A 26,811-nucleotide genomic window follows, 5' to 3' on the forward strand; every position below is an offset into this window, starting at 1 on the left:
GAGAGCTACCTCGCTGGCCTCGAACTCGCGCCTCGATGATCCGGTTCGGACATCTCCTGCCAGCAGCCGATGGATCACGACATCACACAGGCCCCAGCCGCCTGGCAGGTCGCGGACACGGTGCCGGCCCGGCTCGCGGTAGCCGGCGAGGGCCGCGACGACATCGCCCTGGCCAGTGCGACAGCCGGTGTCGCCTCGTAAGCTGCCACCATGACGGAGATCCACGCCCCAACGCCCCGCGACGCCTTCGAGCTGCTCATGGCCGGTAACCAGCGCTTCGTCTCCGGCACCCCCGAGCACCCGAACCAGGACGCCACCCGCCGCACCGAGATCGCACCGTCCCAGCAGCCCTTCGCCGTGCTGTTCGGGTGCTCCGACTCCCGGCTGGCCGCCGAGATCATCTTCGACCGCGGCCTGGGCGACCTGTTCGTGGTGCGCACCGCCGGGCACGTCGCTGGTACCGAGGTGCTCGGAAGCATCGAGTTCGGCGTGAGCGTCCTCAACGCGCCGCTGGTCGTCGTTCTCGGCCATGACTCGTGCGGCGCCGTCGCCGCGGCCTGCTCCGCCCTGAAGGACGGGCAGACGCCGGGCGGCTTCGTCCGTGACGTCGTCGAACGGGTGACCCCGAGCGTGCTGGCAGCCCGCGCCGCCGGACGCGACACGGCCGAGGAGATCCTGGCCGAGCACATCGAGCACACCGTGGACCTGCTGCTGGAACGCTCCCGCGTACTGACCGAGCGGGTGGCCGCCGGCCGCCTCGGCGTGGTGGGGCTTTCCTACCGCCTGGCCGACGGCAGTGCACAGTTCGTCGCCGCCCGTGGCCTTGACACCCCGGTTTCTACCGGGTGCTGACCATCCGCTCACAGAGCCGACCATGCGCCCAGTCACCCGCCCCGCGCCGACCTGGCGGGGGGGCGCAGGCTGGACAGTGGCCGGGGCTGGAAGCGGCGACAGCGAGGACCGGCGGCACGAGCCGTGCCCGGTTCGCCAGAGTGGTGGGCGCTCGGCCGAGCCCGTCAGGAATCCGCCCGGCCCCGTCCTCCTGGAGCAGTGAGGGAACGGCGTCGGTGCTGGTCACACGGTGGGGCGGGGTCCTGCGGCACGGCGGAGCCGGTTGGCGATCGCCAGTCCCAGCCCCTCCTCTGATGGCAAGGATGCAACGATGAGGTCGCACCCCTGCTGGTCGAGTTCGCGCAGAAACCCGTACAGCCCGCGCGCGTAGGCGGCTGGCGAAGCGGGGACCGCCACCACGGCGTGCGCCTTCACGGGAGCGTCGGCGAAGGAGGCAGGCAGGAAGACGCCCACTCGGTGTCCCAGCTCCTGAGCGAGTTCCGCTTCCGTGACGACCTTCTCGGGCTCGACAAGGACGACCCGCGCACGCGGTGCGTAGTGGGACGGATGCTGGCCCGGCACTCGAACGTGGCTGGTCGAGGGGACCGTGAGCGGGTATCCCAGCACCGCTTCCAGGTCCTCGCGTGTCACCCCGCCGGGGCGCAGGATGGTCGGGATCCTGCCGGTGGCGTCGACGATGGTGGACTCGACGCCGACCTGGCAGGGGCCACCGTCCAGCACGAAGTCGACGGCGTCGCCGAGCTCGGCGCGGACGTGGTTCGCGGTTGTGGGGCTGACCTGGCCGAAGCGGTTGGCGGACGGGGCCGTGATGCCGCCGCCGAAGGCGACCAGCAGTGCGAGTGCGACGGGGTGGTCGGGCACGCGCACGGCGACCGTCTCCAGGCCACCGGTCGCTTCCAGCGGTACGCGGGGACCGCGGCGCAGGACCAGCGTGAGGGGCCCCGGCCAGAAGTGTTCGGCCAGCAGGCGGGCCGCCTGGGGCACATCCTCGACCCAGTTGTCCAGGTTCTCCGCGCTGTCGATGTGGACGATCAGCGGGTGGGAGGGCGGGCGTCCCTTGACCTGGAAGATACGCGCGACTGCGGCGGGATCCTCTGCGTTGGCACCCAGTCCGTACACGGTCTCGGTCGGCAGGGCCACCAGCCCTCCGGCGCGCAGGACACCAGCTGCCTTCTCGATGTCATTGGTGCTTGCCGTCACCCTCGAATCCTCTCATTGTTCCGCGTGCCGACTTGCCGGCGTCGCGCCGCATGACGACGAGCGCACGGCAGACGACACCGATGGTGCCAGTACACGGCAAAGCCATACGGCTGGGCCGTGTCCGGCCTCTCATGTGACAGAGGCGGATGGAGACGGCGGTCCTGTCTGTTTGCTGAGGGGTTACAGAGGCGCCAGCTCCACCCTGCCTGTGAACCGGCCACCCACTTGACCGGCGAGCCAATGGACGCGGGCGATCTGATCGCCGTTCCGGTTCCGGACGTGCACGTGGATGGTGTGGTCCTGCGACGGATCGTCCTGGTAGAGGTCCCGGGAATTCACTGTCAGCGTGAGGTACGCGTACTTCTGCGAGATCGCCTCCAGTCCCGCTTCGGGAACAGCGGGCCATGCGTTCAGATCCCACCGAACAGCCGCGGGATCCGGCCCAAGAGCGGCGATGAAGGGCTCGGCGCGATCTAGCGGACGACCCCAGTCGAACACTCGGATCGGCAGGTGATCTGCAGGGTTGTCGCCGGCCTCCGACGAGCCGTGTTCCTTGCCGGCCAACGCCCACCATTCGAGGTCGGGCAGTACGTGACGTACTTGTGCCAGGACATCCGACGACCTGATCACGGCTTCGAAGTCGACCTCTCCCTGACCGATGTCTGCCATGCCCAGCAAGGTGCGCACCGCACGTATCGCTTCAGGGAGGTCGGCTGTTGTGAGGACAGCAGCCGCAGCGGAGTTACTCATCCCGGAACCATAAGACGGCATTCACAAGCGGGGCGAGGCCGGAGTCCTGATCGAAGGGCTCGCCGGGGCGCCCGAGGCCGGGGCCGGCCCAGGTGGAGCGGCTGGAGCGGGAGCTGGAGCGTGGTCCGCACGGGGGGCCGGTCATTGGATCCGGCCCGCCCGCAGATAGGTTCACATCAGGGGCAGTTGCTGACGTCGCCCGCGAACGCCTCGGTGGCCGCAGCACCGTGCTCGGGGATCCCGGATGGAAAATCCGAACGACGTGTTCCGGCGGGTGAGTGGAGCTGACAGCCCATGTCTTCGCTGTAACGCCCATGCGCGCACCACCGTTGGGAAATCCTCCGGCCCCAGCCCGCCCGTCCAGCCGCCCGACCCCGCGCCCGTCGCGCAGCAGCCCGCCGCCGGACAGACGACGTAGACGCCGGGCCCAGCCACCGCCCGAGCAAGCGGCCCAGGAACACGGCCGACGAGGGGTGTTCACGCAGCTCGGACATGTGGCAGGTCGCCCTTGCTTCCCTTCCCGTCCTCAAGTGCCGACGACGGTGGGGATATCGCGGGCCATTCGTACGAGGTTGTCAGGCCCTTCGACTGCTTGCCACTGCCGTTCTCCTGCCCCCCAGGGCGACCGCATCCGGCCACACCCATGCGCTGCCCGGAGCGACCCACCAGATTCGATGTGTCCCTGTCAAAATCATTGAAAAGCCATGTGACATGTGCCATTTTACATCGCAGCCCGTCGCGGACGGGACCCCCTACTCCTCCCATCCCAGGAGTGAACTGTGCGAGCCATGGCCGTCACCACTGCCCTGCTCATCGCCGCCATCGCGGCCTCTCCCGCCCAGGCCTCCCAGGCCGATCCCAAACCGGGCCACGTCTTTGCGGACCCGGGCCAGCGCCCGGCCCACGGCGATGTCAAAGTCGCTCCCGGCGCGACCGGGACGACCGGAGGCAAGCTGGAGTCACGCATCCTGCCGGTCGTCCACGACTGCAGCCCGTCGCTGCGGATCCGCGCCCAGGAGATGACCGCCGACCAGCTGACGGCGACCTGCGTGAGCCTGGCGAACCAGGACGCTTACTTCCACAGCGTGGTCAAGGACTCGGGGCCGGTCGCGAACGACTACAACACCATGCTGGAGGTCGACGTCTTCAACTCAAGCGCCGACTACAAGGCCTACGCGGGGAAGATCTACGGCATCGACACGAACAACGGCGGCATGTACCTGGAGGGAGACCCCGCCAAGACGGGCAACCAGCCGCGGTTCATATGCTACGAGCGCACCGATGTGAGCCCCGGCTGGCAGATCTGGAACCTCAACCACGAGTACACCCACTACCTCGACGGCCGCTTCGACCTGTACGGCGACTTCAACGCCAGCCAGACCACCCCCACCGTGTGGTGGGGCGAGGGCATCGCGGAGTACATCTCCTACTCCTACCGCGGTGTCACCTACTCCAATGCGCTGGCTGAGGCCGGCAAGCACACGTACTCCCTGCGCACGCTGTTCGACACCACCTACGACAACAGTGACGTCAACCGCACCTACAACTGGGGCTACCTCGCCGTCCGCTACATGAACGAGAGCCACCCGGCCGACGTCTCCACGGTCCTCGGCTACTACCGCACCGGAAACTGGACCGCCGCCCGTTCCTTCCTCACCTCGCTGGACTACGAGAGCGACTGGAACGCCTGGCTGACGGCCGTAGCGGCGGTCGCCTGACCCTCGCCCGCTGCGGCCGGACTCGCCCCCCGCAGGCACTGAAGGACTCCTGAACGACGAAGATCCCGACCGGTCGAGAAGATCGGTCGGGATCTGTCACTGTTCCTGACCTGGCTCAGGAACAGTCGGACGACGTGTACCAACGAGTTGGTGCGTGATTCTTCCGCTCCACCATCACGCGCGCCGCCGAGGAGATACGAACTCTCCTGGCCCAGCAGGGCTGACGCGACCGCCGCCCGCAACGAAGGCATCGCCGTCGTACGACCCGGGCAAGCCTCGCCAGGAAGAGCAAGACCTCCGTGCTGCGATGTGCCGGCTCCGGTAGCTCCCCGGCCATGAAGTTGGCTACGTCGCCCTTGTCGGCCGCGGGCGAGTGGATCAAGGCTCGCAGGAGCCGGCCGTCGTAGACGAGACGCAGTCGTGGCGCGTCGTGGTCGTGGCGCGTCGTGGTCAACAGTCAACCCCCCGCCTGCGCCGGGAGTCGGTCACTGGCCAGTGACCGACTCCGGGCGCAGGCTTCGGGCCGTTCCCGGCCGGCGGCAACCACTCCGACAGGCCGTCTGGCTACCGCGTGAAGCGCCAGTCGATGGAGCGGGTCAGCTCCTGGCGCAGCTCCGGGTCGAGGACGTACGGCGTCGGATCGGTCGCCTCGGCCGTGAGGTGGTGGACACGCCACCTCGGGCCGCCCAGGTCCAGGCCGCGGATGCGCACGGAGGTGTGGTCGCGCAGGCGGCGTACCTCGTGGCCGTCCACGTACCAGCGCAGCTGCGTGCCGGTCACGGGCAGGTCGACGACGACGCGGTCGGCGTGCCCGAGGACGCCCTCGGTCGGGGTGGAGCTGGCGAGCGGGGAAGCGTGGCGGTAGAAGCCGGCGATCATGGCTTCACGGCTGGGCAGATTGAACTCCCGGCCGAGCGACCGCATGATCGAGTTCTCGGTGGGCCGGTAGAGGCCCTTCGGGTAGTACCCGGCCCCTTCGTACGTCCCGACTACGCCGCCGTCCGGTGAGGTGCGGCCCAGCCAGCGGTACCACTTGGTGTGGTCCTCGCGCAGCTGGTCGGCGGTCGACTTGGTGATGTCCGATTGCTGCGGCTCGTCACCGGTGTAGGTCCCGTTGGTGTCGTAGGAGTACTCGTCTGCGAGCTTGCCGAGGGAGTGACCGGTCTCGTGGACGGCTATCTGGCCGGAGCGGTCGTTGCCGCCGGCCACGGTGGCGATGCCCTCGTAACCAAGGGGGGACACGACGTCGTTGTAGCCCGCACCGCCATACTTCGAGCTGTTGGCGACGACGATGACAAGATCGGCCTGCGGCGCCTTGGCGGCGTACGCCTCGACCTTGTCGGTGTCCACACACAGCAGCCGTTCCACGTCGTCGCACCAGAAGTAGGAACCCAGGGCGGTGTCTCGCACCACGTCCTTGTCCGGGTCACCGGAGACCCCTGTGTCGTGCGAGACGGCGTCCACAGCCCAGACGTTGAACAGGTTGCGGTAGGTGGTGTAGGGCTCGACCGAGGTGATCTCCTGCCACTTCTTGACGGCGTCGGCATGGAACTGCGCCTGCTGGGATTCCGTGTAGCCGTCACCGATCAGAACGACGTCCAGCTTGGTGCCGGTGCTGCCGTTGTTGACGATCGGGGTGACGGTGCCGTCACTGGCAGCCGCCGACTGCGGTGTGCCGGGGTGCGAAAGCGAGTTGACGACTGGGACCTTGGCGCGGCTTATGGTGCCGTCCTCTGCGAACGCTTCCACGTACTGGGTCTTGCCGGACGGCGCGGTAACGGCCGCTGCGTGCGGCGCGGGGGCGATGACTGCCGCGAGGAAAGCGGTCGCTGTCAAGACACCTGCCGCCACTGGTATTGCGCGTCTGGGCACTCCAACCTCCTGTCGGGTCAGTTAAGTTGAGACTTAAGTGCACTTAACTCGCCGCTTAACGTAGAGGGTTCGGTCACTGTGGGCAATGCTCTACGGAAAGGAGGCAGGACGGATGTCCGCTGCCGAGCCGGAATCGGCCGCGATCGCCAGCGAACACGCGTAGCCGCCACGCTCGTCGAGACGGCGCCAGACCGCGACCGACCAGGACGTCCCCACACGACCGCGCACACCTCGCTGGGCTTCTTGTGTGCTGCTTCCGCTGTCCGTCCGACATGACGGGGGCCGCCAGTGGGCCGTGATCGAGCCGGTACTGGTCACCTCGTCCCATGAGCCCCGCCTGGGCGCCCGGCCGGAGAAGTGACCGCGGCGGGATCAGCGACGCCGTCCGTTCTCCCGTGGACGCGGGCCGCAGATGACCCGCCGGGCTGTGTGCGGCGTTGCCGGGCAGGCTCCCGGCCGGCTCGGCGGCGCATGCGGCAGGAAACGGGCAGGGCCTCCGGACGGTGGCCACGATCGCCGGCCGCCGGTCAGTCGAGCAGCCTCGACCGTCGGGAAGGACTTTCGCGGCTACGCATCGCAGGAGAAGTGCCTTCAGACATGGGAGGCGTCAAGCCCAGCAGGTGGGTGCGCTGATCAGTTTGCGGACATGAGCAAGAACTGCAGGGCCCCCCGTGAAGACCTGACCCTCAGCGGCGGCCGACGCCCCCGACTCGCGGACCTGTGGCCTTGGCCGCGCGCCGCTTCGGAGAGTGGGTCTCATGAATACCCCGACGGTGTTCGCGACGGTGAGCCCGCCGACGAGCACCGCCAGGGCAGGACCGCGCCGGTCCTCGGCAACCACGCCGGCAGCCGTGGCGGCGCCCACCGCCCACGCGGCACCCGCAGCGGCGGGGCCCGGCGGGGTGGAGGGCCGGGCCGTGTCAGGCGTCGGCACGTCAGATGTCGGCGACGCCTTCCTGGATCGCCAGCACGGCCGGCCGCAGTTGGGCCGCTCAGCGGTAGGCGGCCTGGCCGGTGAGGGCCTGGCCGATGACCAGGGTGTGGATCTCGCTGGTGCCCTCATAGGTGAGCACCGACTCGAGGTTGTTGGCGTGGCGAAGCGGCGCGTACTCCAGGGAGATGCCGTTGGCGCCGAGGATCGTGCGGCACTCACGCGCGATGGCGAGTGCCTCGCGGACGTTGTTGAGCTTCCCGACGCTGATCTGCTCGGGACGGACCCGGCCCTGGTCCTTCAGCCGGCCCAGGTGCAGGGCGAGCAGGGCCGCGCTGCCCAGGGAGACGCTCATGTCGGCGAGCTTCTTCTGGGTGAGCTGGAAGGCACTGATCGGCCGGTCGAACTGCACGCGCGCGTCGGCGTAGTCGAGGGCCGACTGGAGGGAGTCGCGGGCGGCTCCGACGGCGCCGAAGAGGATGCCGAAGCGGGCCTCGTTCAGGCAGGAGAGCGGACCCCCCAAGCCCTGGGCGTGCGTCAGCCGGAAGGAGTCAGGCAGCCGTACCTGGTCGAAGTACAGTTCGGAGGTGACGGACGCGCGCAGAGACATCTTCTGCTTGATGTCTCGTGTGGTGAAGCCTGGCGTGCCGTGGGGCACGAGGAAGCCGCGGACACCGTCCTCGGTCTGCGCCCAGACGGTGGCCACGTCGGCGATGCCGCCGTTCGTGATCCACATCTTGGAGCCGTTGAGGATCCAGTCGTCGCCGTCCCGGACGGCCTTCGTACGCATGCCGGAGGGGTTGCTGCCGAAGTCGGGCTCGGTCAGTCCGAAGCAGCCGATCGCCTCACCGGCCGCGAGCCGCGGCAACCACTCCTGCTTCTGTTCCTCCGATCCCCACTTCCAGATGGAGAACATCGACAGCGAGCCCTGGACGGACACGAAGCTGCGGAAGCCCGAGTCGGCGGCCTCCAGTTCCAGGCAGGCCAAGCCGTAGCTGACCGCGTTGGTGCCGGCACAGCCGTAGCCTTCGAGGTGCATACCCAGTACGCCCAACTTGCCCAGTTCGGGGGCGAGTTCTCGGGCGAAGTGGGCGTTCTCGAACCACTCGCCGATGTGCGGGCGGACCCGGTCGGCAAGGAACTTGGCGACGGTGGCCTGGATCTCGCGCTCCTCGTCGGTCAGGACGGAGGAGAGGTCGATCAGATCGAGGGGGTCCTTCATCGGCTTACCGCCGCTCATCGTGTGCTCCAAGGGGTGGTGGTGATCGGTTTGTCAGGAATCCAGCCAGGCCGTGAGGTCCTTGGTGTGCTCGCCGAGGCGAGGCGGCCGACGTTCGTAGCGTGGTGGCGTGCGGGAGAGGCCGATCGGATTGGCGACCAGTTGCAGGTCGCTTCCGTCCGGCCCGGTGACGGCGGCGCGCGGGTCCAGTCCCAGCGTTTCGGCGAGATCGAACGCCTGTGCAAGGTCGTTCACCGGACCGCAGGGCACGCCGAGCGGGGTGAGGCGGTCGAACCAGTCGGCCGCGGTCCGTGTGCCCATCGACTCGCCGATGGATGCGGCGAGCGCATCGACGTGAGCGACTCGGTCGGCGTTGGTGGCGAAACGGGGATCACCGGCCAGGTGGGGTGCGTCCAGCCCCTGGCACAGGGCGGCGAACTGCCGGTCGTTGCCGACGGCGATGACCATCGGCCTGTCCTTCGTGGGGAAGACCTCGTACGGCGCGATCGACGGATGGCGGTTGCCGAGGATGCCGGGCACCTTCCCGGCCAGGGTGTAGCCGGCGGCCTGGTTGACCAGGCTGGACAGCAGGCAGGACAGCAGGTTGACCTCGATGTGCTGTCCCTCTCCGGTGGCGTCACGGTGACGCAGTGCGGCCAGGACACCGACCGCCGCGTGCAGCCCGGTCAGGACGTCCACCAGGGCCACGCCCGTCTTGACGGGCTGCCCGGGGGCCGGTCCGGTGACGCTCATCAGGCCGCCGACGGCCTGGATCAGCAGGTCGTAGCCGGGCAGCGCTGCTCCGGCCCCCGCCCCGAAGCCGGTCACCGAGCAGTACACGAGACCGGGGTTGAGCTCGTGGGCGCGGAGTACTCCGAGGCCGTACCTGTCCATGGTCCCGGGCCGGAAGTTCTCGAAGAGGACGTCTGCTCGGCGCACCAGTTCCGTTGCCCGGCGCAGGTCCCGTTCGTCCCTCAGGTCGAGTGCGAGCGATCGCTTGTTGCGGTTGACGGACAGGTAGTAGGTGGCTTCTCCCTGGGCGTGAGGCGGCCCCCAGGCCCGTGTGTCGTCCCCGGTGACCGGATGCTCGACCTTGATCACGTCGGCACCGAGGTCGGCGAGGAGCATGGTGGCGTACGGAGCGGCCAGGACGCGTCCGAAGTCGGCGACGATCACTCCGGTGAGGGGTCCGTCGGTCACCGTGCCACCCCCGACGGGCGCACGTACACGGTCTTGGTCCGTGTGAAGAACTCACGTGCCGAGCGGCCCTGTTCCTTCGGCCCGTACGCGCTCTGCCTCGCCCCGCCGAAGGGGACGTGCGGATCGGCGCCGGCGGACTCGGAGTTGACGTGCAGGACGCCGACGTCCATCTGCTCCGCGGCGACTGCCACGGCCCGCAGGTCGTCGGTGAAGACAGCCGCGGAGAGCCCGAAGTCGCCTTCGTCGGCGAGGGAGAACGCGTGCTGGACGTCCCGGGCCCGGCGGACGGACAGTACGGGGCCGAACAGCTCCTCCCGCCACAGCGGATCGTCTCCCGCCAGCTCGACCACGGTAGGCGGCAGGAACGCACCCGTCATGCGGTCGTCGTCATAGGGGTCCCCGCCCGCGAGGACCGTGTTCCCGGGGCGGGCGCTCGCCGCGTCCACCGCGTTCTGGATGCCGTCCCGGGCCTCCAGGGAGACCACGGGGCCCATGTCCGTGTGCTCGTCCAGCGGGTCACCGACGCACAGAGCCGACACGCGCTCGGTGAGCCGGGTCAGGAACTCCTCGGCGATCGGTTCCTCCACGACGAGCCGCGAGGTGGCCGTGCACTTCTGGCCGGTGGAGCGGAAGGCTCCGGTGATGACCTCCGCCACGGCCAGCTCCAGGTCGGCGCCGGCCAGGACGACGGCGGCGTTCTTGCCGCCCATCTCGGCCTGGACCGGGCGGGCCAGGCGGCCGCACGCGGCGATCAGACCCCGCCCGACGGAGGTGGACCCGGTGAATGTCACCGCGTCCACCCCTGGATGTTCCACGAGCCGGCTGCCCAGAGGGCCACCGCCGATGAGCAGCGACAGCACCCCGTCGGGCAGCCCCGCTTCGACCAGTGCCTCGGCCAGCCGCACGGCAAGCAGCGGGACCAGGCTGGCCGGCTTCCAGACCACGGTGTTGCCGTAGCTGAGAGCGGGGGCGATCTTCCAGGCGGGGATCGCGACGGGGAAGTTGAAGGGGGTCACCACCGCGACGACACCGACGGGGCGGTGGAGCACGTGGATCTGCTCGCCGGGCCGTGGCGAGGCGAACACCTCGCCGACGGGCCGCGAGGCCTCGCTCGCGTAGTAGCGGAAGATCTCGGCGGCCCGCCGCACCTCACCCACACCTTCCGCCCGGGTCTTGCCCTCCTCCCAGGACAGTTCCTCGCCCCAGTCCTCCGCACGTGCGTCGAGGATGTCGGCAGCCCGGTGGAGAATCCGGGCACGCGTGTGGTGGGGGGTCGCCGCCCAGCGCGGAAAGGCGTCCCGCGCGGCGACGACGGCCTCATCCAGGTAGCCGTCCTGGGCGAGCCGTCCCAGCGCGACGGTCTCGCGGGGACGCGCAGGGTTGACGTCCAGAAGTTCTTCGCCGTCGCCGGACCGCCACTGCCCCGCGACCAGGTGGCGCAGGGACCGGGGAGACCGGGAGAGTCCTCCTGCCGTCGCGCTGCTGCCTGCGCTCTGTGGCATCGGCATTCCTTTCCGTACGTCCGTGTGCGCCTCGCTGGGCGCTTCGGGCTCCTGATGCGGCCATTCTCGGAACCTCACCCGCAAAGCCGCACTGGACGAGACGTCCAGCACCCTGCCTTTGTGGCACGCCGATCCGTCCATCGCTCCGTCGCGGAGACGGTGCTTTGCTCAGCGCTCCCTGTCCCTGCACATCTCGGAGGACGTTTCATGTCCGGTGCTTCCCGGCTGGTCGGCGGTCCGGAACTCCCTCAGGTCCGACGGGTCGTGAGCGAGATCCCCGGCCCGCGTTCGCGTGAACTTCTCGCCCGTCAGCGCACCCTCGTTCCGGCGGGACTCCGCGCCGCCCTTCCCGTGTTCGTGGAAGCCGTCGGCGGCGGTGTGATCGTCGACGCGGACGGCAATTCCTTCATCGACTTCGGCAGCGGCATCGCCGTGACCACGGTGGGCAATTCCGCTGCCGCCGTGACGGAGCGCGCAGCCGCGCAGTTGCACCGCTTCACCCACACCTGTTTCCTCGTCAACCCCTACGAGTCGTACCTGGACGTGTGCGAGAAGCTCAACGAACTGGCTCCCGTGCCCGGCGAGAAGCGCACGATCCTGGTGAACTCCGGTGCCGAGGCCGTGGAGAACGCCGTCAAGATCGCCCGCGCCGCCACCGGCCGCCCGGGCATCGTGGTCTTCGACCACGCCTTCCACGGGCGCACGCTGCTCACCATGAGCCTCACCGCCAAGAACAAGCCCTACAAGCAGGGCTTCGGTCCCTTCGCGCCCGAGGTGCACCGGGCGCCGATGGCCTACCCCTACCGGTGGCCCACCGGGCCCGAGAACTGCGCCGAGGAGGCCGCGCAGGCCCTGGCGGACCTGCTGGACCGGCAGGTCGGCGCGGAGAACGCGGCCGCCGTCCTGGTGGAACCCATCCAGGGAGAGGGCGGCATCGTCGTTCCGGCGCCCGGTTTCCTCAGCAAGGTCGCGACGATCTGCCGGGCCCGTGGGATCCTGCTGATCGTCGACGAGATCCAGGCCGGCATCGCGCGCACCGGCCGCATGTTCGCCTGTGAGCACGAGGGCGTCCAGCCCGATCTGATCACCACCGCGAAGGGTCTCGCGGGCGGGCTGCCGCTCGGAGCGGTGACCGGCCGCGCCGAGCTGATGGACGCCGTACCGACCGGCGGACTGGGCGGGACCTACAGCGGCAACCCCGTGGCCTGCGAGGCCGCCCTCGGCGTCTTCGAGGAGATCGAGACCCACGACCTGATGGAACGTGCCCGGGAGATCGGGGACACCATGCTGGAGCATCTGGGCGTGCTCGGCGACACCCATCCGGTGATCGGCGACGTGCGCGGCCGGGGCGCGATGGTGGCGATCGAGCTGGTCGAGCCGGACGGCGAGCGATTCCCCGCGCCCGACCTCACCGCCCGTGTCGCCAGGCGCTGCCACGAGAACGGCCTGCTGGTCCTGACCGCCGGCAGCTACGGCAACGTACTGCGGTTCCTGCCGCCGCTGTCCATCTCCGACGACCTGCTGGAGGAAGGCCTGTCCATACTCGGCGAGGCCATCACCAAGGAATCGGCCTCCGCCGCGTGACCGGATCCGGCCGCCGAACCTCCTCGTCACCGGCGGCCGGACCCCCGCCACGCCGTCAGTGCCAGCAGCAGTTCCGCCCGGACATGGGCTGACTCGAGGTCGGTACCGAGCACTGTCTGAACCCGTGTCATGCGGCTGCGAAGCGTGTGTCGATGGACGCCCAGACCAGCGGAAGCGGCCTCCCACTGGCCGTTGTGTTCCAGGAAGGAACGCAGGGAGGCGAGCAGTTCGGTGCCGTTGTCCCGGTCGTACTCTGCGAGCGGACGCAACCGCGCCTCGGCCAGCGATTCCAGGACCCGTCTCGTCTCGGGTGCGGTGACCAGTGTCTGCCCGGCGAGCGATGCGAAGTGCACGACGCCCCCGCAGCCGCGTGCCAAGGCGGCCGATACGGCGTTGAGCGCCTCCCGCAGTGCCGTCGGTCCCTCCGCCTGATCGTGTACGTCGCTGAGCCCGGCGGCGACGGGGGTCTGCCCGGCGGGCAGAGCGTCCAGCACCGCCTTGGCCGTCAACGCGTGGCCGCCCGGCAGCAGCAGCACCGCGGCTCCTTCACACACGGTCCCGAACAGCGGCAGGCCGCATTCAGCCAGTACCTCGCCCGCCTTCGCCAGGATCCGTCGGGGGGTGCCACCGCTCAGCGCCAGGACGCGGACGCCGTCGCGGACCGGGAACCCCGCGTCCACGAGGTGCTCCCGGGCCGTCGGCGCAGCGATCGCTCCGTCCAGGAACAGCCGCAGGAACATGCCGTTCAGGCGGTGCTGTTCGTCGCGCAGTCGCAGGGGCTTCTCAGCTTCCAGGGCGACCAGCGATGCCGCGTGACCGAGCAGAAGGTGATCGACCGGTGTGAGAGGCCGGCCGGCGACCAGGACCAGTCGGCCATGCGCTCGGGGTCCCACGCGGACCTGCTGCACCGCCACCCCTCCGTCCGGCCCATTGCTCACCGCCGCTGCCGTCTGGTCAGCCGGGCTCAGGGCTGCGACCAGGTCAGGGCCCGGTGTCCGGGCACCCGGCGGATGCGCGGCACGGGGCCGGCCCTCGGAGTCCAGGAAGACCACGTCGGTTCCGGAGGAGACGGCGAGTTCCCGCACGACGGCCTGCGCACCACCGGTCAGTGCCGCCCGGGTCATGCGGGGCTGGACCCGGGACGCCTGGACCACCCCCTCGTACTGCTGCTCCGCGAGACGCTCCATGACCGCCTTGGTGACAGCGGCGAACGGTGTAGGAAGCGGCACCTCCAGCAGCGGCAGTCCGGTTTCCTCGGCCGCCTCGATCAGGGCGGTGGGCACCTGCTCGTGCGACAGGCCCACGCCGAAGCCGATCGCCACAACGCCGGCCTCGGCCAGGCGACGGACGTAGTCGCGGCGGTCTTCGTCCGCCTCGGGTAGCCGCAGCCCCGTGGTGAGGATCAGTTCACCTCCGTCGAGCCAGGGTCCCGGATCGGCGAGCTCGATGCTGTGCGCCCACGTCACCTCGCGGTCCAGTCGGCCGAGTCCCGCACGGACCTTCAGACGCAGTTCAGGACGTCGCAGCAGCCAGCCGAGAGGAACGCCCATGGTCCTCACCCTCATGCATCGACCTTCAAGAACGAGTTGGAACGAGCCCGGACCATGCGCCTCTCAACGTGTCCCGGTGAACGAGGAAATCGTAGGAGGTCCCCTTGGCGTCGCGCGCGTGCAGCCGACGAGAGAGCCGCCCTTGAGTGTGGCCGTCCACGCTCAGTTCCTCTCTGAGGTGCCCCCGGGGCCGGCGTCCGGCGGCCCCGGGGTGTCTGTGATGTCTACGGCATGGCCGATGTGACCGACGTCTCAGGTGGACGAGACCTACGACATCGACCGAGAGCCCCATGCGGCGCGGCGCGGTCGGGACGGCACCGGATCGCCGACGCCCGTCCGCGCTTGCGCCGCCGCCCCTACGGCACGGGGACGCGCTGAATCGTCGCTGCGCCGATGCCGGAGCCACCGTCGTCGGCGGCATGGGCGGTGCGGGTGCTCGACGGCAGCACACCGCCGAAATGTACGCACAATTACCGAGAGATTTCCCCAGGTGGCTTGCACATCCGACCCCACGCCTCTAGCTTGAATGTACGTACATTTCATCGTGCAGGAGGGCTCTCTTGGTGACCAAGCAGCACCATCGGATCGTGATCATCGGCGGCGGGACCGCGGGTATCTCGGTCGCGGCTCGGCTGCGCCGTGCCGGTGAACAGGACGTCGCTGTGCTCGATCCGAGCCTCTACCACCACTATCAGCCGTTGTGGACGCTGGTCGGCGGCGGACGAGCGCCGCTGAAGGAGAGCGTCCGCCCGCAAGGGACCGTCATACCGAAGGGCGTGCGCTGGATCCGCCGCGCCGCCGTTTCCGTCGACCCCAAGACCCAGGAGGTCATGCTGGACGACGGCGGCACCGTCTCCTACGACCACCTCGTGGTCTGTCCCGGCATCCAGCTGGACTGGGACCGCGTGCCGGGCCTGGAGGCCGGGCTCGGCAAGGACGGCCTGTCCAGCAACTACCTGCCGGACACCGCCCCCGCGACCTGGCGCTTCATCCGCGAGACCCGCTCGGGCAGCGCGGTGTTCAGCATGCCGACGGGCGCCATCAAGTGCGGCGGTGCCCCCCAGAAGATCGCCTACCTCGCTGCCGACTACTGGCGCGAGCAGGGCGTCCTCAACAAGATCGACGTCCACCTCGTGATTCCCGGTGCCGCGATCTTCGGCGTTCCGGAGTTCGCGCGCGTGCTCGACAACGTGGTCCGCCGGTACGGAATCAACGTCCACTACGGCAGCGAAGTCACCGAGGTGCGCCCCGAAGCCCGCGAGGTGGTCGTCACCGACCTGGGCACCGGGGACAAGACGACCCTGCCGTACGACATGGCCCACCTCGTACCGCCGCAGAGCGCCCCGGACTGGATCAAGCGCAGCCCGCTCGCCGGGGCCGACGACCCGGCCGGCTACGTCGAGATCGACAAGCACACGATGCGGCACGTCAGGTACCCCAACATCTGGGCCCTCGGTGACGCCGGATCCTCCCCGAACTCCAAGACCGGTGCCGCCGTGCGCAAGCAGGCACCCGTGGTCGCCGAGAACCTCCTCGCCACGTTGAACGGGCGGGAACCCACGGCCGCCTACAACGGCTACTCCTCGTGCCCGCTGACCACGGCCCGCAACAAGATGCTCCTCGCCGAGTTCGACTACAGCGGGCGGCCCACTCCGTCGATCCCGGTGATCGACACCATCCGCGAACGCACCGACATGTGGTATCTCAAGCGGCGCGGCTTGCCGTTCCTCTACTGGAACCTCATGCTCCGCGGGCTCGCCTGACCCGCCGCCCGAAGGCCGAAAAAGGGACCGACCACTGCACCGGCCACGCTTGGCGGGGCGCGTTCGTGGCCCGGCCCCGGCGGCCCCCGGCGGCCTCCGCCCTCCTGTGCCTGTCCGCCGTGCCGTCCTGGCGTCGCACGCATGGCGCACGACCGCACCGACACGCCGCCGGCGCCCCGGGCTCTGCGCTGCCGGCGCGCAACCACCATTCACCCCTCATCGAGGAACCCATCATGACGAAACACACCGGACCGCTGGTCTTCGTGCAGTTCTACCTGGACTGTCTCTCCCACGCCTCGTACCTCGTCGGCGACCGCACCACCGGCCGAGCCGTCGTGGTCGACCCCCAGCGCGACGTCAACGAGTACATCGCCACCGCGGAGGAGCACGGGCTGACCATCGAGCGGGTCATCGAGACCCACATCCACGCGGACTTCCTCTCCGGCCACCTGGAGTTGGCCGAGCGTACCGGCGCCCGTATCTCCTACGGCTCCGCCGGCACGCTCGACTTCGACACCGACCCCCTGGACGACGGCGAGCACCTCAGCCTCGGCGAAGTCGACCTGGAGATCCTGCACACCCCGGGCCACACCCCCGAGTCGATCTGCGTCGTCGTACGTGAACGCGCCGACGACGCCATCCCCTACGGTGTCCTCACCGGCGACACACTGTTCATCGGTGACGTCGGCCGTCCAGATCTGCTCAGCACCCGCGGCCGGTCGGCCGAGGAGATGGCGCGTGCCCTTTACCACTCCACCCGCGAGCGCCTGCTCACTCTCCCCGACGACACACGCGTCTATCCGGCGCACGGAGCCGGCTCTGCCTGCGGCAAGAACCTCTCGACCGAGCTGAGCTGCACGATCGGCAACCAGCGCCGCGGCAACTACGCCCTGGCCGACATGACCGCGGACGAGTTCGTCTCCATCGTGACCGAAGGCCAGCCTGCCGCGCCCGCCTACTTCGCCTTCACGTCCGTGCGCAACCGCCAGGCCCGCCCGGTCCTGGACGAGGACACCCCCGTCCCGTCCCTCACCCCGGACGCGTTCCTCGACGCCCGGGCGGACGGTGCCACCGTCCTGGACACGCGGGACCCGGAGTCCTTCGCCTCCGCCCACCTGCCCGGTGCGGTCAACGTCCCCCTCGGCGGCCGGTTCGCCGAGCTCGTCGGCGAGGTGCTCGACTCCCGGGACAGCATCATCCTGTGCGGCGACCCGGCCACCGCACGCGAGGCCCGCAACCGTCTCGCCCGCATCGGCTTCGACCGCGTCCTCGGCGCGCTGACCACCGCGGTCGACGCCGTCGGCACCGAGTATCTGACCGCCGTCGTGCGCGTGGAGGCCGACGCCCTCGCCGACCGGTTCACCGAGCGTGCGGGCGGCTTCGAACTGGTGGACGTGCGCGGTCCGGGCGAAGTGCGCGACAGCGGCACCATCCCCGGCGCCCGCCTCATCCCCCTGCCCGAACTGGTCGGCCGCCTGAGCGAACTGCCGACCGACCAGCCGCTGACCGTGTTCTGCGCGAGCGGCAACCGTTCATCGGTGGCCGCGTCCGTGCTGCGCGCCCGCGGCTTCGAGACCACCGACCTGCGTGGAGGCTTCTCCGCATGGCAAGGTGAGGTCGCGCACCCCGCCGGCACGGCCCCGGGTGGCGGCTCGGCGTGAGCGTCCTGATCCTCGCCCTGCTCTGCGGAGCCGTGGTCGGTCTGGCCCTCGGCGCGCTCGGCGGTGGCGGGGGCGTGCTCGCGGTCCCCGCCTTGGTGTACCTCCTGGGCGTCGCACCCGCCGACGCCGGCACCACCAGCCTGGTGATAGTCACCGCTACGTCCGCCACCGCCCTCGCCCGCCACGCCGGGACCGGCAACATCCGCTGGCGGACCGGCGCGTTGTTCGCCGCGGCCGGCGTGGCACCCGCCATCGGGGCGTCCGTGCTCGCGCACCGCACTCCGCAGGATGTGCTGACCGCCGCGTTCGCCGTCCTGGCCGCGCTCGCCGCCGCGGCGATGCTCCGCGGCACTCGCACGGCGCACCGCACCCGCCAGGTCGCCGCGTCCGCGACGGCCGCCGCGAGGGCCACCGCACCCGGGACGGCCGTAGGGACCGTCGTGTCCCCTGCCGGCAGGTCCGGAAGGGGCGTGGTGACCGCCGCCCGGGCGGCGACCCGACGGGACGACGGGACGACCGTGGCCGCGGGCGGCAGTGCCGCCACCCGCGCCTGCGGGAGGCCCACCTCCGGGGAAGGGCACCTGCGCACCGCCGCGGCCGGGGCCTGCCTGGGCGCGGTGACCGGTCTGCTCGGAGTCGGCGGCGGCTTCCTCGCCGTGCCCGCCCTGGTGTCCGTGCTCCGCCTGCCGATGCGGAAAGCCGTCGGCACCAGCCTCGTGGTCATCCTCATCAACTCTGTCGTATCCCTCACCACCCGCCTGGCGGCTGGGGGCGCGTCCCTCGACCCCGCGGTCTTCGGCCCATTCGTGGGCGCCGCGATCCTCGGCGCCTGGGACGGCAAGCGGCTGGCGTCCAAGTTCTCCGGCGTCGTCCTGCAGAGGGCCTTCGCCGCCCTGTTGCTCGCGATGGCCGCCTTCATGCTGATCGACGTCTTCGTCTGAAGACTCCCGGACGGCCGTCGCCTGCTGCGGCCCGTCCCGGGCGGCGGCCCGGCAGGGTCGGATGCCGCCAGGGCGGCGGGGCCTGCCCGTCGCGGCAGCGTCGGGTCCGGCGGCCGAGCAGTGGTCACGGGTGCCGATCACATCAGGCCGCCGCCCCTCTGGGCCTGGGCCGGCGCACCATCGGACGAGGGGTCGGCGGGCCCAGGTTTGCATAGGCTTCGCGAATGTACGAACATTTAGCCTGTGCTCGTCCGATCTGTCCGACCCCAAGCCGCAGGAGGATGCCGGTGACCTCCCAGTCCGGCCCCCGCTCCCTCACCCGATCCGCGGGCAAGCCGCTGTGGGCACAGCTGCGTGCCGACCTGCTGCGCCGTCTGGAAGACGGCGAGTTCCGCGACGTCTTCCCCGGCGAGCTCGACCTCGTCGCCGAGTACCAGGTCAGCCGGCACACGGTCCGCGAGGCCCTCCGGCAGCTTCGCGCGGAGGGCCTGGTCACCGCCCAGCGCGGCAGGGCCTCCCGGTTCACCGCGAGCCGCCCGCTGGAGCAGAAGGTCGGTGAGCCGTACAGCCTCTTCCGCTCCGTCGAGGAGGTCGGCGCCGTCCAACGCAGCGTCCTGCGTGTGCTCGACCTGCGCGCCGACGGCATCGTCGCCGTCCGTCTGGGACTTGAGGAGTCCACGCCGCTCGTCTACCTCGAACGCCTACGCCTCGCCGACGAGGAGCCACTCGCCGTCGACCGTGTCTGGCTTCCCGCGGACGTCGCCCGCCCGCTCCTGGACGTCGACTTCACCCACACCTCGCTCTACGACGAACTCGAACGCCACTGCGGCACCCGCATCTGCGGCGGCTGGGAGCGCATCCAGGCCGTCGTGCCCGGCCGAGGTGAGCGCACCCTGCTCGACTGTCCCGAGTCCACCGCGCTGTTCGCGATCGACCGGCTCGGTCACGACGCCGGCCGGCGCCCGGTCGAGTGGCGGCAGACGTTCGTCCGCGCGGACCGCTTCACCGTCGCCGCCGCGTTCTCCGCGGACGACGGCTACCGGCTGGGCGCTCCCGTCCGTACGCCCTGACCCGGGCGTCCTTCGGAGCCGGACGGCCTCGCAACGGGGGCCTGCCGCCTCGGGCGTGCGAGCAGCGCCACTACCGGCCCGACGACGCGAAGGACGATGGGTTCGCGGTCGAACACGACCAGGACCGGGACGACGTCGCCGACGAGCACGGCCACCGCTGACCGCTGTCCGCGCCCGGGAGGTACGGCGGGCGGGGTTGCGGGAGGCGATGGGCGACGTCCGGCGCTCCGTGGCGGTGCTCGCCGCGCGGGCCCGCCACACATACGCGGCCCGCGTCTGGCTGCCGCTCGGCCACAGCAGCCTGCGTCGTACTGCGAGGCGGAGTTCGGCATCTCCCGCGCCCAGGTGTACCGGCTCCTGGACGTGGCCCGCGCCCTGGAGACACCAGCCCGGCGGCCGCGACCTCGTTCGACTACGGACTGTCCGTAGCGTGCCCTGATCGACGTCTCCGCCTGCGCCGGCGACGTCACGGAGCTGATCACCCGCCGCCTCGCCACGCCCGCCGCTGAAGGGACGCGGCCACCGCTCGCGCGGCCGAGTCCGGCGGTCATCGACGCCCTGACGCCGAGGGCAGCTTGCGTACCCGACGCTCCAACCCCGGGTCACAGTCAGAACCTCGTCCACCAGCACGGGCGTGGTGATCTGCGTCGGCTTCCCAAGGTGCTGGTCAGCAAGGGGACTTCGGATGCGACTGGACATGCCGGGCTGAAGCGCAAGGGGGTTCCCGTTCGAAGACGGTGCCTTGGTCGACTTCCGTCCCACCGGAGCCCCGTTGCACTACGTCAACTTTCCGGAACCGCTTGACACCCGAGTCATCGATGCAGCTTCGAAGACGGGACGGGCGGACGCCGAGATCGATCCCGAGCGCAAGGAACGACGACGCATCCGGTGTCGGCAAAAACTCCGGCTGAAGGACGCCCACCGCGGGCCCCTTGCCCTCGTCGCCGTGCCCGGCGTGGGTGGGAATGCGGCTCGGAGTCAGGCCGGCGTACGAGGCCGGATGCGGGCCCGATTCAGTCGGCGTTTTGACAGCGCCCTCCGGTGACCGTGCGACGGGCCGGGCGGCGGCGCCCCGAAGCGCTCGCCGGCCGGCCCGTCAGTGGCTCAGTCGGTGCAGGCCGAGATCAGCGCGCCCGGCGTGCCGGCAGTGATGGTCTCGGTCTTCGGGCCTACCGAGATGTCGACCGGGCTACCGCTGGGAGTGGTGCCGGAGACGTCGGCGCTGAGGGTCACGCTGAGCGTCTGGGTGGTCGTCACTCGCACCGCGACGCCCAGGCCGCCGTTGGGGCAGACTTCGGGAGTCAGCACGACCGGGGTGATCGAACCGTCGACCGTCGCCGTCGCCGTGAGTTGCACGCTGGTGAGCGTCGGGGTCGCGACGCAGGTGGTGTCGATACACGCGGAGACCGGAACCTGCGGGAGCACGGCCGGCCCGACCGTGAGGCTGGTGGAGATCGGGGTCGCGAATGCCGGTGAAGCGGAAATGAGTGGAATTACACCGAAGGCAATCCCTGTCACACCCAGGACGACTCGGTTGCGCAGCCCAGAAATGGCCACCTTGTTTTCCTCTCTCGAATCCGATACCAGGAAGAGCGGGGGAAAAGCTATCCGCGCTCCAGAAAGGCAGTCAAGATCACCAACGGGTTTTACACCTAGTTCCGGCCATTCATCCCATCACCGGTTTAGGGAGAATCCGGTCAGGAAACATCAGGCACCGCGGTGAAGGCTGAAACGGCATGCTCGGCGAAGGCTCTGGTCGGACCGTGCAGCGAAGATCCACAGGAAGGCTGAAAACAGCAACTCGCGGGCGAGAAGGAGACCGGACCGCGCTGAGGAATGTCCGGGTACGCTCCTGCTCCAGAAATAACGGGGGTGTGGCGCGTCGCTGAAGTGGCACGCCTGGGCCGGCAGGAACCGGCTGGGCTGTTCGAGCGCCACCCTTCGCCCGCCTGTAGGCCGATCCCGCTGGACGATCGCATGCGGCCGGTTGAGGCGGTCACGTCTTCGAAGATGCCGTCGTCCGCGAAGGTCAACCGTCGAGCGGACTCCCCGTCTGGAAGGCTGAGCACGGGTCCCTGACACGTCTGAGCTCCCTGCCGAGCCTGCCCCCGGGCCGGCGGACGTTGAGTGACTTTCTCCGTCGTCGAAAGTTTCCAACAAGGCCGGGAACGCCCTGCGAGCACAGGTGAAGCTTGAGAGGCCTGTGGTCATCGAGAACTGTTCCTCCGACAAGAGGGATCGACCTCGGCGCAGCAAAAATCCCCGAACATGCTCTGCGCGGGCGCACCTTCCGCGAGCTGACCGCTCGGCACCTGGAAGTATCCCGCGGAGACCTTGACCTGCGCGACTCAGAAGGAGCGATCGACATCTCCGGAACGCACGGCAGAGACGACGTCCACCTGGAAACCGCCAAGTACAGACGGCATCCACGTGGGCAGCGACTTTACCTGCGCCTCCCCGCGAAAGATCCCTTTCAAATGCGACAGCAGCTTGTCTCTCGGTGGCGCGGAAATCCACGGAACCCTGGAACTGCAGGGCACCCGATTGAACGATCCTGGCCACAGAAACCACCGCGGCGCCTTCTCCGACGAGCAACTCAAGGGTGGGGTGGAGAGCGTGTTCCCTCCAGCGGACGAAGGCAAGGACGAAGTCCGTGTCGCCGTCGACCTGAACCAGCTCCGCACCCAGGCCCTCCTGCTGGAGGCCGTCCCGTAACTCTTGGTCACAGATGTGTTGGACTTGCTGTGGCGGGTTCCTGGGCTCGCCCAAACCTGCGAGGCATGGCGAAGGCCCGAACCAGCCAGTCCAGGCCTCACACGTAGGCCTGCGAGGCCAGGTCGCCCAGTGCGGCGAACGCGGAGGGGAAGAAGACCCGTTTGGCAGGTGGGCGAGCAGGTCGGCGGCGGCGAGGATCACGCGGATCTTCGGCTCGGCCGCGGCGGGGAGTCCGGCCGGGGCGGGCGCCGGCGCTTCGGGCGAGGTCGGGGCCGGGACCCGCCAGGGCGAGCAGGCCGGCCGCGACGGACAGCAGGTAGACGAAGCTGCTTGTTTCCCGGCCCGGAGGGCTGTTCGTCACGGATTGAGGAGCATGAGGTCCGGGTTGCCGGCGCGAGACCCACGTAGGCGGCGAGGCGGCCGGCGGTCGGGAAGGTGCTGCCGTCGCCGACCTCGATCAGGATCCGGACTCCGGCGCTGACGCCGAGTTCCGGCATCGACGTCAGGACCTTCGAAGGAGGATGTGCCTCCAGGAGTTCCTCGGTCCGTCCGGACCGTATTACCTGGGCGGTAATCGCGTGGCCGGGCGGAGCGCGGCAAGGTGAAGGCATCAGGCTTCGGGCCGGCACATTCCGGCTCGGTTCGAGGGCCAACTGAACCGGTTACCAAACTACTTAAGCGTAATGGAGTCCGCCATGTCGATCTACACCGCCGCCGTCGCCCGCTACTTCGAGGCGTGGAACGCCACCGAGGCCGAGGCGCTCGCCAAGGCCGTTGCCGCGGCATGGACCGGGGACGGCACCTACACCGACCCGCTGGCCGACGTGAGCGGCCACGAGCAGATCGCCGAGGTGATCCGGGCGGCGCACGAGCAGTTCCCCGGGTTCGAGTTCCGGCTGGCCGGTGACGTGGACGGCAACCATCACATCGCCCGATTCAGCTGGGAGTTGGTGTCAACCGCCGACGGCTCGGCGCCGGTCGCCGGCTCGGACGTGGTAGCCCTTGCCGAGGACGGCCGGATCACCTCCGTCCTCGGCTTCCTTGACCGACTCCCAGAGGCATGAGTTCTTGCCCGGGAGGCGATCGGCGAGGACCTGCTCTGTATCCCCTGCGGCGTGTCGGTCCGCTGCACCGCGGGCAGGCGGCCGTCGCCTGATCGCCCGTGGCGGCCCCGAGCCCGCGGAGACCGAATGGATCCTTGGGTGTCGGCCCCGGATGCGGCAGGCACGACCGGGGATTCCCGGTGCTGGTGGTGCTGGTGGTGCTGGTGGTGGTGGTGGTGGTGTAGTTCACTGCCTGTCGGTGGGCCTGGTCGTGGGGCGGGGTGAGCCCGACGCCATGACCGGGCTCCCGATGAGGGCCTCCGCCACGACAGCTTCTCCACCGACATGACCAAGGGCCCGGCAGCAGATTCCTGGGAGGACAGGGCCGCCCTCCGTAAGTCCTTCAAGACCCGCTGACCCCTTCCACCGCGCGCCGCGACCGCGCCGGTCGCTCCCGGGGACCGGCGAACGGCACGGTGGGCGGCGGTTGCGGCCAGAGCGGATCTGTTCAGTAGACCCCTGAAAGAAGGCCGCAGCGGTCGTGTGACAAGAGGACCCTGGGTGACGGCGTCGATCCCCATGCGGTGCGGCAGCCAGGATTTTCGGGTCACCCACCGAGCCCCCGAGCAGAAGGGCCGGCTGGCGTGGCTACGGCCTTGAGTCACTTGAGAGCCATGCCGAACCCTCCTGATCATGCTGGGAGAGACAGCTGACTGACGGCGGCGGGATTGGCCTCGGTCAGCTGGAGTAGACGTGGGCGCGCGCGGAGTCGCCACCGTCCCAGTAGGTCGGGGTGGTGAACCAGGCGTGGATGACATAGTCGCCGTAGAGCACCGAGCCGTAGCTCTGCCCGATGGAACCGTTTCCGTCGCGGATCAGCGCGCACGTCGGGTCCGAGACCGAGTACGTGCTGATGTTGTCGGACTTGACCATGCGCAGTTCCATGCACAGGTACAACGACGTCTTGTTGGTGCCCCAGATGGAGACCGTGCCCGAGACGTTCAAGGACCCCGAGGTGCTGATACAGGGCATGACGTTCAGGCCGTCCGCCTGTACCGGCGCGTATCGGCATCCGTTTCCGTCCACTGTGGCTGTGGCGGAAGCGTCCCCAGCGCCACCGATCAGTCCTGTGGCGGCAAGGCCGGCCGCTATGACGAGTGCGGTGAGCTTCTTCATCGAATTCCTTCCTGGACGTCTGTCTGCTCAGGTGTGGCAGCCCTGGCTGAAAGCCTCCGCGCCGCCGTTGCCGTAATTCGCGCCGTTGCTGAAGTCGTGTGTTGCGGTGACCCATTGCACGGAACAGTCGTTGTACGTCCAGTCGAGCCAAGACGTGAACAGCTCCGTCGGGTAGGCGTTGTACGCGGCGCTCGCCGAGTAGTAGTCGGCATAGGAGGTGTTGTTCGGGTACGGGGTGCTCACGACGCTGTACTGGCTGCTGCCGCCGGAGTTCAGACCGCCGGAAATTCCGAGGCGCACATTCCAGCCCGAGTGACCGGAAAGAAAGGCGGAATCGACGTGGAAGTGCGTGCGCACCGTGTGGCAGCCGTCGGACCACTGCATTTCCACATAGCCGACGTACCCGTAGGCGTCGACGTCGGATTTGGTGAGCGAGCGGTAGGTGCACGAGTCGGCGTGGGCGTCAGGGGACGCGGTGACCGGAAGCACGGCAGCCGAGGCGGCCACCAGCGCCGATGCGGCGAGCGTCCGCTTGCGCCCGGAGATCGTCAGTTGCATGGCGTCCCCGTCTTGTCCTGGACCACGCGCGTGCCTGCGGAGTTGAGCATGTCGAACCAGACGGTCATGCACAGGCCGCCCGTGGTTGAGGAGGAGGCCGAGACAGGGCCCGCGTAGTAGTAATAGTGGTTGCCGTCGTAGCTGGTCTGGCCGTTGTCCGCCTGGATCTGGACGTCCATCCACTTGTACATGCCGTAGTACGAGCCCTGCGCGACGAGGTAGGCGCAGCCGCCCCAGTTGTACGTGTAGATGTGGCCGATGGCCGCGACCTGGCCGGCGCTGTCCCTGTAAGTGGGTGACGCGCTCCAGTTCGCACCGGAGGGACAGCTCGGTTCCGAGGCCGCCGCGGCGGGCGCGGCGGCGGTGACGCCTCCGGCCAGGGCGGCGCTGAGCAGCAATGAGCCTGCCAGCGGAGCACGGAGTGCTCGTCTGATGTTCATCGGTCTCCTCGATGTGGGCGACATGGCCGGGGCCCCGACGCCGCGGCCCAGCTGGACGCTTGAGCCCGGTTCATGGAATCGCCCAGCCCGCCCAGCGGCCAAGTGATTCGATGGGATTCGAATCCTGTCGCCGTGCGGGGACCGCCATGGATTCCTGGCCGTCGCAGGGGAGCTGGATGCGGGCGCGCGGAATTTCGTCGGGTAGGAAAGCGTCTTCCAGTGGCACGAGCCCTGCCTCACGTCCGAGTCACCCTGGCCGCCGTAAACGATTCGCGCCCCTGCCGGTATTCAACGACTACGCCGCGGCGAACTGGAGCCAGTCCACCGAGCGACATACGCTGTAAATCGACCAAATCCCCCTGTTGCTGCACCCTCCACGGGTCGCCGCACCACAAGACCACCCCATGCGTTGTGTTCTTTTCCAGGTCCCGGGGAGGGTCTGGCGGGTTCGCGGACGGTAGGCGAGGCTTTCCGCCTCAGCTAAGACCGTGTCCTACGCGGTGAGGCGGACGAGTCGCCTGTAGCAGCACAGGGCGGCGGCGAGGCTGAGAAACGCCAGCTACTTTCATCAGGTGTGTTCTGTGTTCCGTCATCCTGCGGCCGCACCCGGTCCGGCGGGATCAACGGCTTCGCGATCTCCCATAGCCCGTCCGGAACAATCCAACTCCACGTACCCCGCCCCATGCCCGGCCCAACGAACCATCACCACATAGGACTTACTATGAGGGCATGAAAATGCACCGGGCGGATGAAGCCTGCGGCATCACCCAGGACGCCGTCGTCATGGGCGACTGGTGGAACGTGCTGGTGCCGCGTGAGACAGCCCGCGACCGCCTCCGTTTCGACGCGCTCGCCGTCGAACTCGGTCTCTCCCTTGACGTTCTCGCCGAGCGCCTGGTCCGGCTCATCGATCGTGGTGTCCTGCGCCGCAGCCTCTACCAGCGCCGCCCGGACCGTTACGAGTACCTGCTCACCGACGCCGGGTCGGCACTGTTGCCGCTGCTGGTGGCGACTGCATGCAGTGCGGGACGGTGAGGGCAGGTTCGGACCGGGCAAGAACACCCGC

General features: G+C 69.4%; 21 protein-coding genes and 3 pseudogenes. 10 read left to right on the forward strand and 14 right to left on the reverse strand.

The features are described from left to right. The first annotated feature begins 69 nt into the window (after positions 1-69). Positions 70-201: a hypothetical protein gene (locus K7G59_RS34815; protein ID WP_263976952.1), complete on the forward strand. Its 132-nt coding sequence runs from the start codon at positions 70-72 to the stop codon at positions 199-201. A gap of 9 nt (positions 202-210) precedes the next feature. Beyond that, the gene (locus K7G59_RS29665; RefSeq protein ID WP_225839608.1) at positions 211-852 is read left to right on the forward strand and encodes a carbonic anhydrase; all 642 of its coding nucleotides are present in this window, start codon (positions 211-213) and stop codon (positions 850-852) included. A 222-nt stretch (positions 853-1,074) separates the two neighbouring features. Here K7G59_RS29665 and K7G59_RS29670 read toward each other — a convergent pair whose 3' ends face one another. Both K7G59_RS29670 and K7G59_RS29675 read right to left on the reverse strand, forming a co-directional pair. Continuing rightward, the gene (locus K7G59_RS29670; RefSeq protein WP_225839610.1) at positions 1,075-2,052 is read right to left on the reverse strand and encodes an L-threonylcarbamoyladenylate synthase; all 978 of its coding nucleotides are present in this window, start codon (positions 2,050-2,052) and stop codon (positions 1,075-1,077) included. 180 nt (positions 2,053-2,232) lie between these two features. Next, positions 2,233-2,802, reverse strand: coding sequence for a hypothetical protein (locus K7G59_RS29675; RefSeq protein ID WP_225839613.1), 570 nt, complete (start codon positions 2,800-2,802; stop codon positions 2,233-2,235). 950 nt (positions 2,803-3,752) lie between these two features. Between K7G59_RS29675 and K7G59_RS29680 the strand changes: the two are divergent. Further along, positions 3,753-4,511 (forward strand): annotated as a pseudogene (locus K7G59_RS29680) (collagenase); the annotation flags it as partial. Positions 4,512-5,084: 573 nt separating this feature from the next. Here the strand turns inward: K7G59_RS29680 and K7G59_RS29685 are convergent. From K7G59_RS29685 to K7G59_RS29700, 4 genes are all read right to left on the reverse strand, one after another. Further along, positions 5,085-6,356: a M64 family metallopeptidase gene (locus K7G59_RS29685; RefSeq protein WP_225839615.1), complete on the reverse strand. Its 1,272-nt coding sequence runs from the start codon at positions 6,354-6,356 to the stop codon at positions 5,085-5,087. A gap of 1,028 nt (positions 6,357-7,384) precedes the next feature. Then, on the reverse strand, positions 7,385-8,563 hold the full coding sequence (locus K7G59_RS29690; protein WP_225839617.1) for an acyl-CoA dehydrogenase family protein: 1,179 nt from the start codon (positions 8,561-8,563) through the stop codon (positions 7,385-7,387). A 33-nt stretch (positions 8,564-8,596) separates the two neighbouring features. Next, positions 8,597-9,742, reverse strand: coding sequence for a CaiB/BaiF CoA-transferase family protein (locus tag K7G59_RS29695; protein WP_225839619.1), 1,146 nt, complete (start codon positions 9,740-9,742; stop codon positions 8,597-8,599). After that, complete coding sequence (locus K7G59_RS29700) at positions 9,739-11,244, reverse strand: aldehyde dehydrogenase (protein WP_225839621.1); 1,506 nt, start codon at positions 11,242-11,244, stop codon at positions 9,739-9,741. Before K7G59_RS29700 ends, K7G59_RS29695 begins: the two co-directional genes overlap by 4 nt. Before the next feature lie 207 nt (positions 11,245-11,451). Between K7G59_RS29700 and gabT the strand changes: the two genes are divergently transcribed. Then, a complete protein-coding gene (gene gabT / locus K7G59_RS29705; RefSeq protein WP_225839623.1) occupies positions 11,452-12,828 on the forward strand; it encodes a 4-aminobutyrate--2-oxoglutarate transaminase in 1,377 nt (458 codons plus the stop codon). A 26-nt stretch (positions 12,829-12,854) separates the two neighbouring features. Here gabT and K7G59_RS29710 read toward each other — a convergent pair whose 3' ends face one another. Next, a complete protein-coding gene (locus K7G59_RS29710; RefSeq protein WP_225839625.1) occupies positions 12,855-14,378 on the reverse strand; it encodes a PucR family transcriptional regulator in 1,524 nt (507 codons plus the stop codon). A 560-nt stretch (positions 14,379-14,938) separates the two neighbouring features. On the opposite strand from K7G59_RS29710, the gene K7G59_RS29715 reads away from it, so the two are divergent. The 4 genes from K7G59_RS29715 to K7G59_RS29730 all read left to right on the forward strand — a co-directional run bounded on the left by K7G59_RS29715 (position 14,939) and on the right by K7G59_RS29730 (position 19,813). Next, positions 14,939-16,141 carry an FAD/NAD(P)-binding oxidoreductase gene (locus K7G59_RS29715; RefSeq protein WP_225839626.1) on the forward strand — a complete coding sequence of 401 codons (1,203 nt, stop codon included), beginning with the start codon at positions 14,939-14,941 and terminating at the stop codon, positions 16,139-16,141. Positions 16,142-16,374: 233 nt separating this feature from the next. Further along, a complete protein-coding gene (locus K7G59_RS29720; protein ID WP_225839628.1) occupies positions 16,375-17,802 on the forward strand; it encodes a rhodanese-like domain-containing protein in 1,428 nt (475 codons plus the stop codon). After that, positions 17,799-18,743, forward strand: coding sequence for a TSUP family transporter (locus K7G59_RS29725; protein WP_374114306.1), 945 nt, complete (start codon positions 17,799-17,801; stop codon positions 18,741-18,743). The genes K7G59_RS29720 and K7G59_RS29725 overlap by 4 nt, the downstream gene beginning before the upstream one ends. Positions 18,744-19,024: 281 nt before the next feature. Then, positions 19,025-19,813 (forward strand): GntR family transcriptional regulator, encoded by a 789-nt coding sequence (locus K7G59_RS29730; protein WP_225839630.1) that lies wholly within the window; start codon positions 19,025-19,027, stop codon positions 19,811-19,813. Between the two features lie 1,104 nt (positions 19,814-20,917). On the opposite strand, the gene K7G59_RS29735 is transcribed toward K7G59_RS29730, so the two are convergent. The 3 genes and pseudogenes from K7G59_RS29735 to K7G59_RS29745 all read right to left on the reverse strand — a co-directional run. Then, positions 20,918-21,370, reverse strand: coding sequence for a hypothetical protein (locus K7G59_RS29735; protein ID WP_225839632.1), 453 nt, complete (start codon positions 21,368-21,370; stop codon positions 20,918-20,920). Between the two features lie 1,255 nt (positions 21,371-22,625). Then, on the reverse strand, positions 22,626-22,889 hold the full coding sequence (locus K7G59_RS29740; protein WP_225839674.1) for a hypothetical protein: 264 nt from the start codon (positions 22,887-22,889) through the stop codon (positions 22,626-22,628). Beyond that, positions 22,849-23,070: pseudogene (locus K7G59_RS29745) on the reverse strand (transposase); the annotation flags it as partial. The pseudogene K7G59_RS29745 and the gene K7G59_RS29740, both read right to left, overlap by 41 nt. A gap of 153 nt (positions 23,071-23,223) precedes the next feature. On the opposite strand from K7G59_RS29745, the gene K7G59_RS29750 reads away from it, so the two are divergent. After that, positions 23,224-23,592, forward strand: a complete 369-nt coding sequence (locus K7G59_RS29750) for a nuclear transport factor 2 family protein (RefSeq protein ID WP_225839634.1) — start codon at positions 23,224-23,226, stop codon at positions 23,590-23,592. Between the two features lie 717 nt (positions 23,593-24,309). Here the strand turns inward: K7G59_RS29750 and K7G59_RS29755 are convergent. The 4 genes and pseudogenes from K7G59_RS29755 to K7G59_RS29770 all read right to left on the reverse strand — a co-directional run. Then, positions 24,310-24,603, reverse strand: coding sequence for a hypothetical protein (locus K7G59_RS29755; RefSeq protein WP_225839636.1), 294 nt, complete (start codon positions 24,601-24,603; stop codon positions 24,310-24,312). Positions 24,604-24,774: 171 nt separating this feature from the next. Beyond that, positions 24,775-25,305, reverse strand: a complete 531-nt coding sequence (locus tag K7G59_RS29760; protein ID WP_225839638.1) for a hypothetical protein — start codon at positions 25,303-25,305, stop codon at positions 24,775-24,777. Next, entirely contained in the window at positions 25,296-25,745 is a 450-nt protein-coding gene (locus K7G59_RS29765) for a hypothetical protein (RefSeq protein WP_225839640.1), read from the reverse strand. Before K7G59_RS29765 ends, K7G59_RS29760 begins: the two co-directional genes overlap by 10 nt. 495 nt (positions 25,746-26,240) lie before the next feature. Continuing rightward, positions 26,241-26,429 (reverse strand): annotated as a pseudogene (locus tag K7G59_RS29770) (IS5/IS1182 family transposase); the annotation flags it as partial. 45 nt (positions 26,430-26,474) lie between these two features. Between K7G59_RS29770 and K7G59_RS29775 the strand changes: the two are divergent. Beyond that, positions 26,475-26,780, forward strand: coding sequence for a helix-turn-helix domain-containing protein (locus K7G59_RS29775; protein ID WP_225839642.1), 306 nt, complete (start codon positions 26,475-26,477; stop codon positions 26,778-26,780). Positions 26,781-26,811: the final 31 nt, after the last annotated feature.

The organism is Streptomyces sp. NK08204, from assembly GCF_020400585.1.
Taxonomy (GTDB): domain Bacteria; phylum Actinomycetota; class Actinomycetes; order Streptomycetales; family Streptomycetaceae; genus Streptomyces.

Bases quoted from the DNA above. Each gene is read 5' to 3' on its own strand.
- K7G59_RS29775 (WP_225839642.1), top strand. From the start codon at position 26,475: ATGAAAATGCACCGGGCGGATGAAGCCTGCGGCATCACCCAGGACGCC.
- K7G59_RS29700 (WP_225839621.1), bottom strand. From the start codon at position 11,244: ATGCCACAGAGCGCAGGCAGCAGCGCGACGGCAGGAGGACTCTCCCGG.
- K7G59_RS29750 (WP_225839634.1), top strand. From the start codon at position 23,224: ATGTCGATCTACACCGCCGCCGTCGCCCGCTACTTCGAGGCGTGGAAC.
- K7G59_RS29720 (WP_225839628.1), top strand. From the start codon at position 16,375: ATGACGAAACACACCGGACCGCTGGTCTTCGTGCAGTTCTACCTGGAC.
- K7G59_RS29690 (WP_225839617.1), bottom strand. From the start codon at position 8,563: ATGAGCGGCGGTAAGCCGATGAAGGACCCCCTCGATCTGATCGACCTC.
- K7G59_RS34815 (WP_263976952.1), top strand. From the start codon at position 70: ATGGATCACGACATCACACAGGCCCCAGCCGCCTGGCAGGTCGCGGAC.
- K7G59_RS29675 (WP_225839613.1), bottom strand. From the start codon at position 2,802: ATGAGTAACTCCGCTGCGGCTGCTGTCCTCACAACAGCCGACCTCCCT.
- K7G59_RS29665 (WP_225839608.1), top strand. From the start codon at position 211: ATGACGGAGATCCACGCCCCAACGCCCCGCGACGCCTTCGAGCTGCTC.
- K7G59_RS29730 (WP_225839630.1), top strand. From the start codon at position 19,025: ATGCCGGTGACCTCCCAGTCCGGCCCCCGCTCCCTCACCCGATCCGCG.
- gabT (WP_225839623.1), top strand. From the start codon at position 11,452: ATGTCCGGTGCTTCCCGGCTGGTCGGCGGTCCGGAACTCCCTCAGGTC.
- K7G59_RS29760 (WP_225839638.1), bottom strand. From the start codon at position 25,305: ATGCAACTGACGATCTCCGGGCGCAAGCGGACGCTCGCCGCATCGGCG.
- K7G59_RS29765 (WP_225839640.1), bottom strand. From the start codon at position 25,745: ATGAACATCAGACGAGCACTCCGTGCTCCGCTGGCAGGCTCATTGCTG.
- K7G59_RS29755 (WP_225839636.1), bottom strand. From the start codon at position 24,603: ATGCCCTGTATCAGCACCTCGGGGTCCTTGAACGTCTCGGGCACGGTC.
- K7G59_RS29710 (WP_225839625.1), bottom strand. From the start codon at position 14,378: ATGGGCGTTCCTCTCGGCTGGCTGCTGCGACGTCCTGAACTGCGTCTG.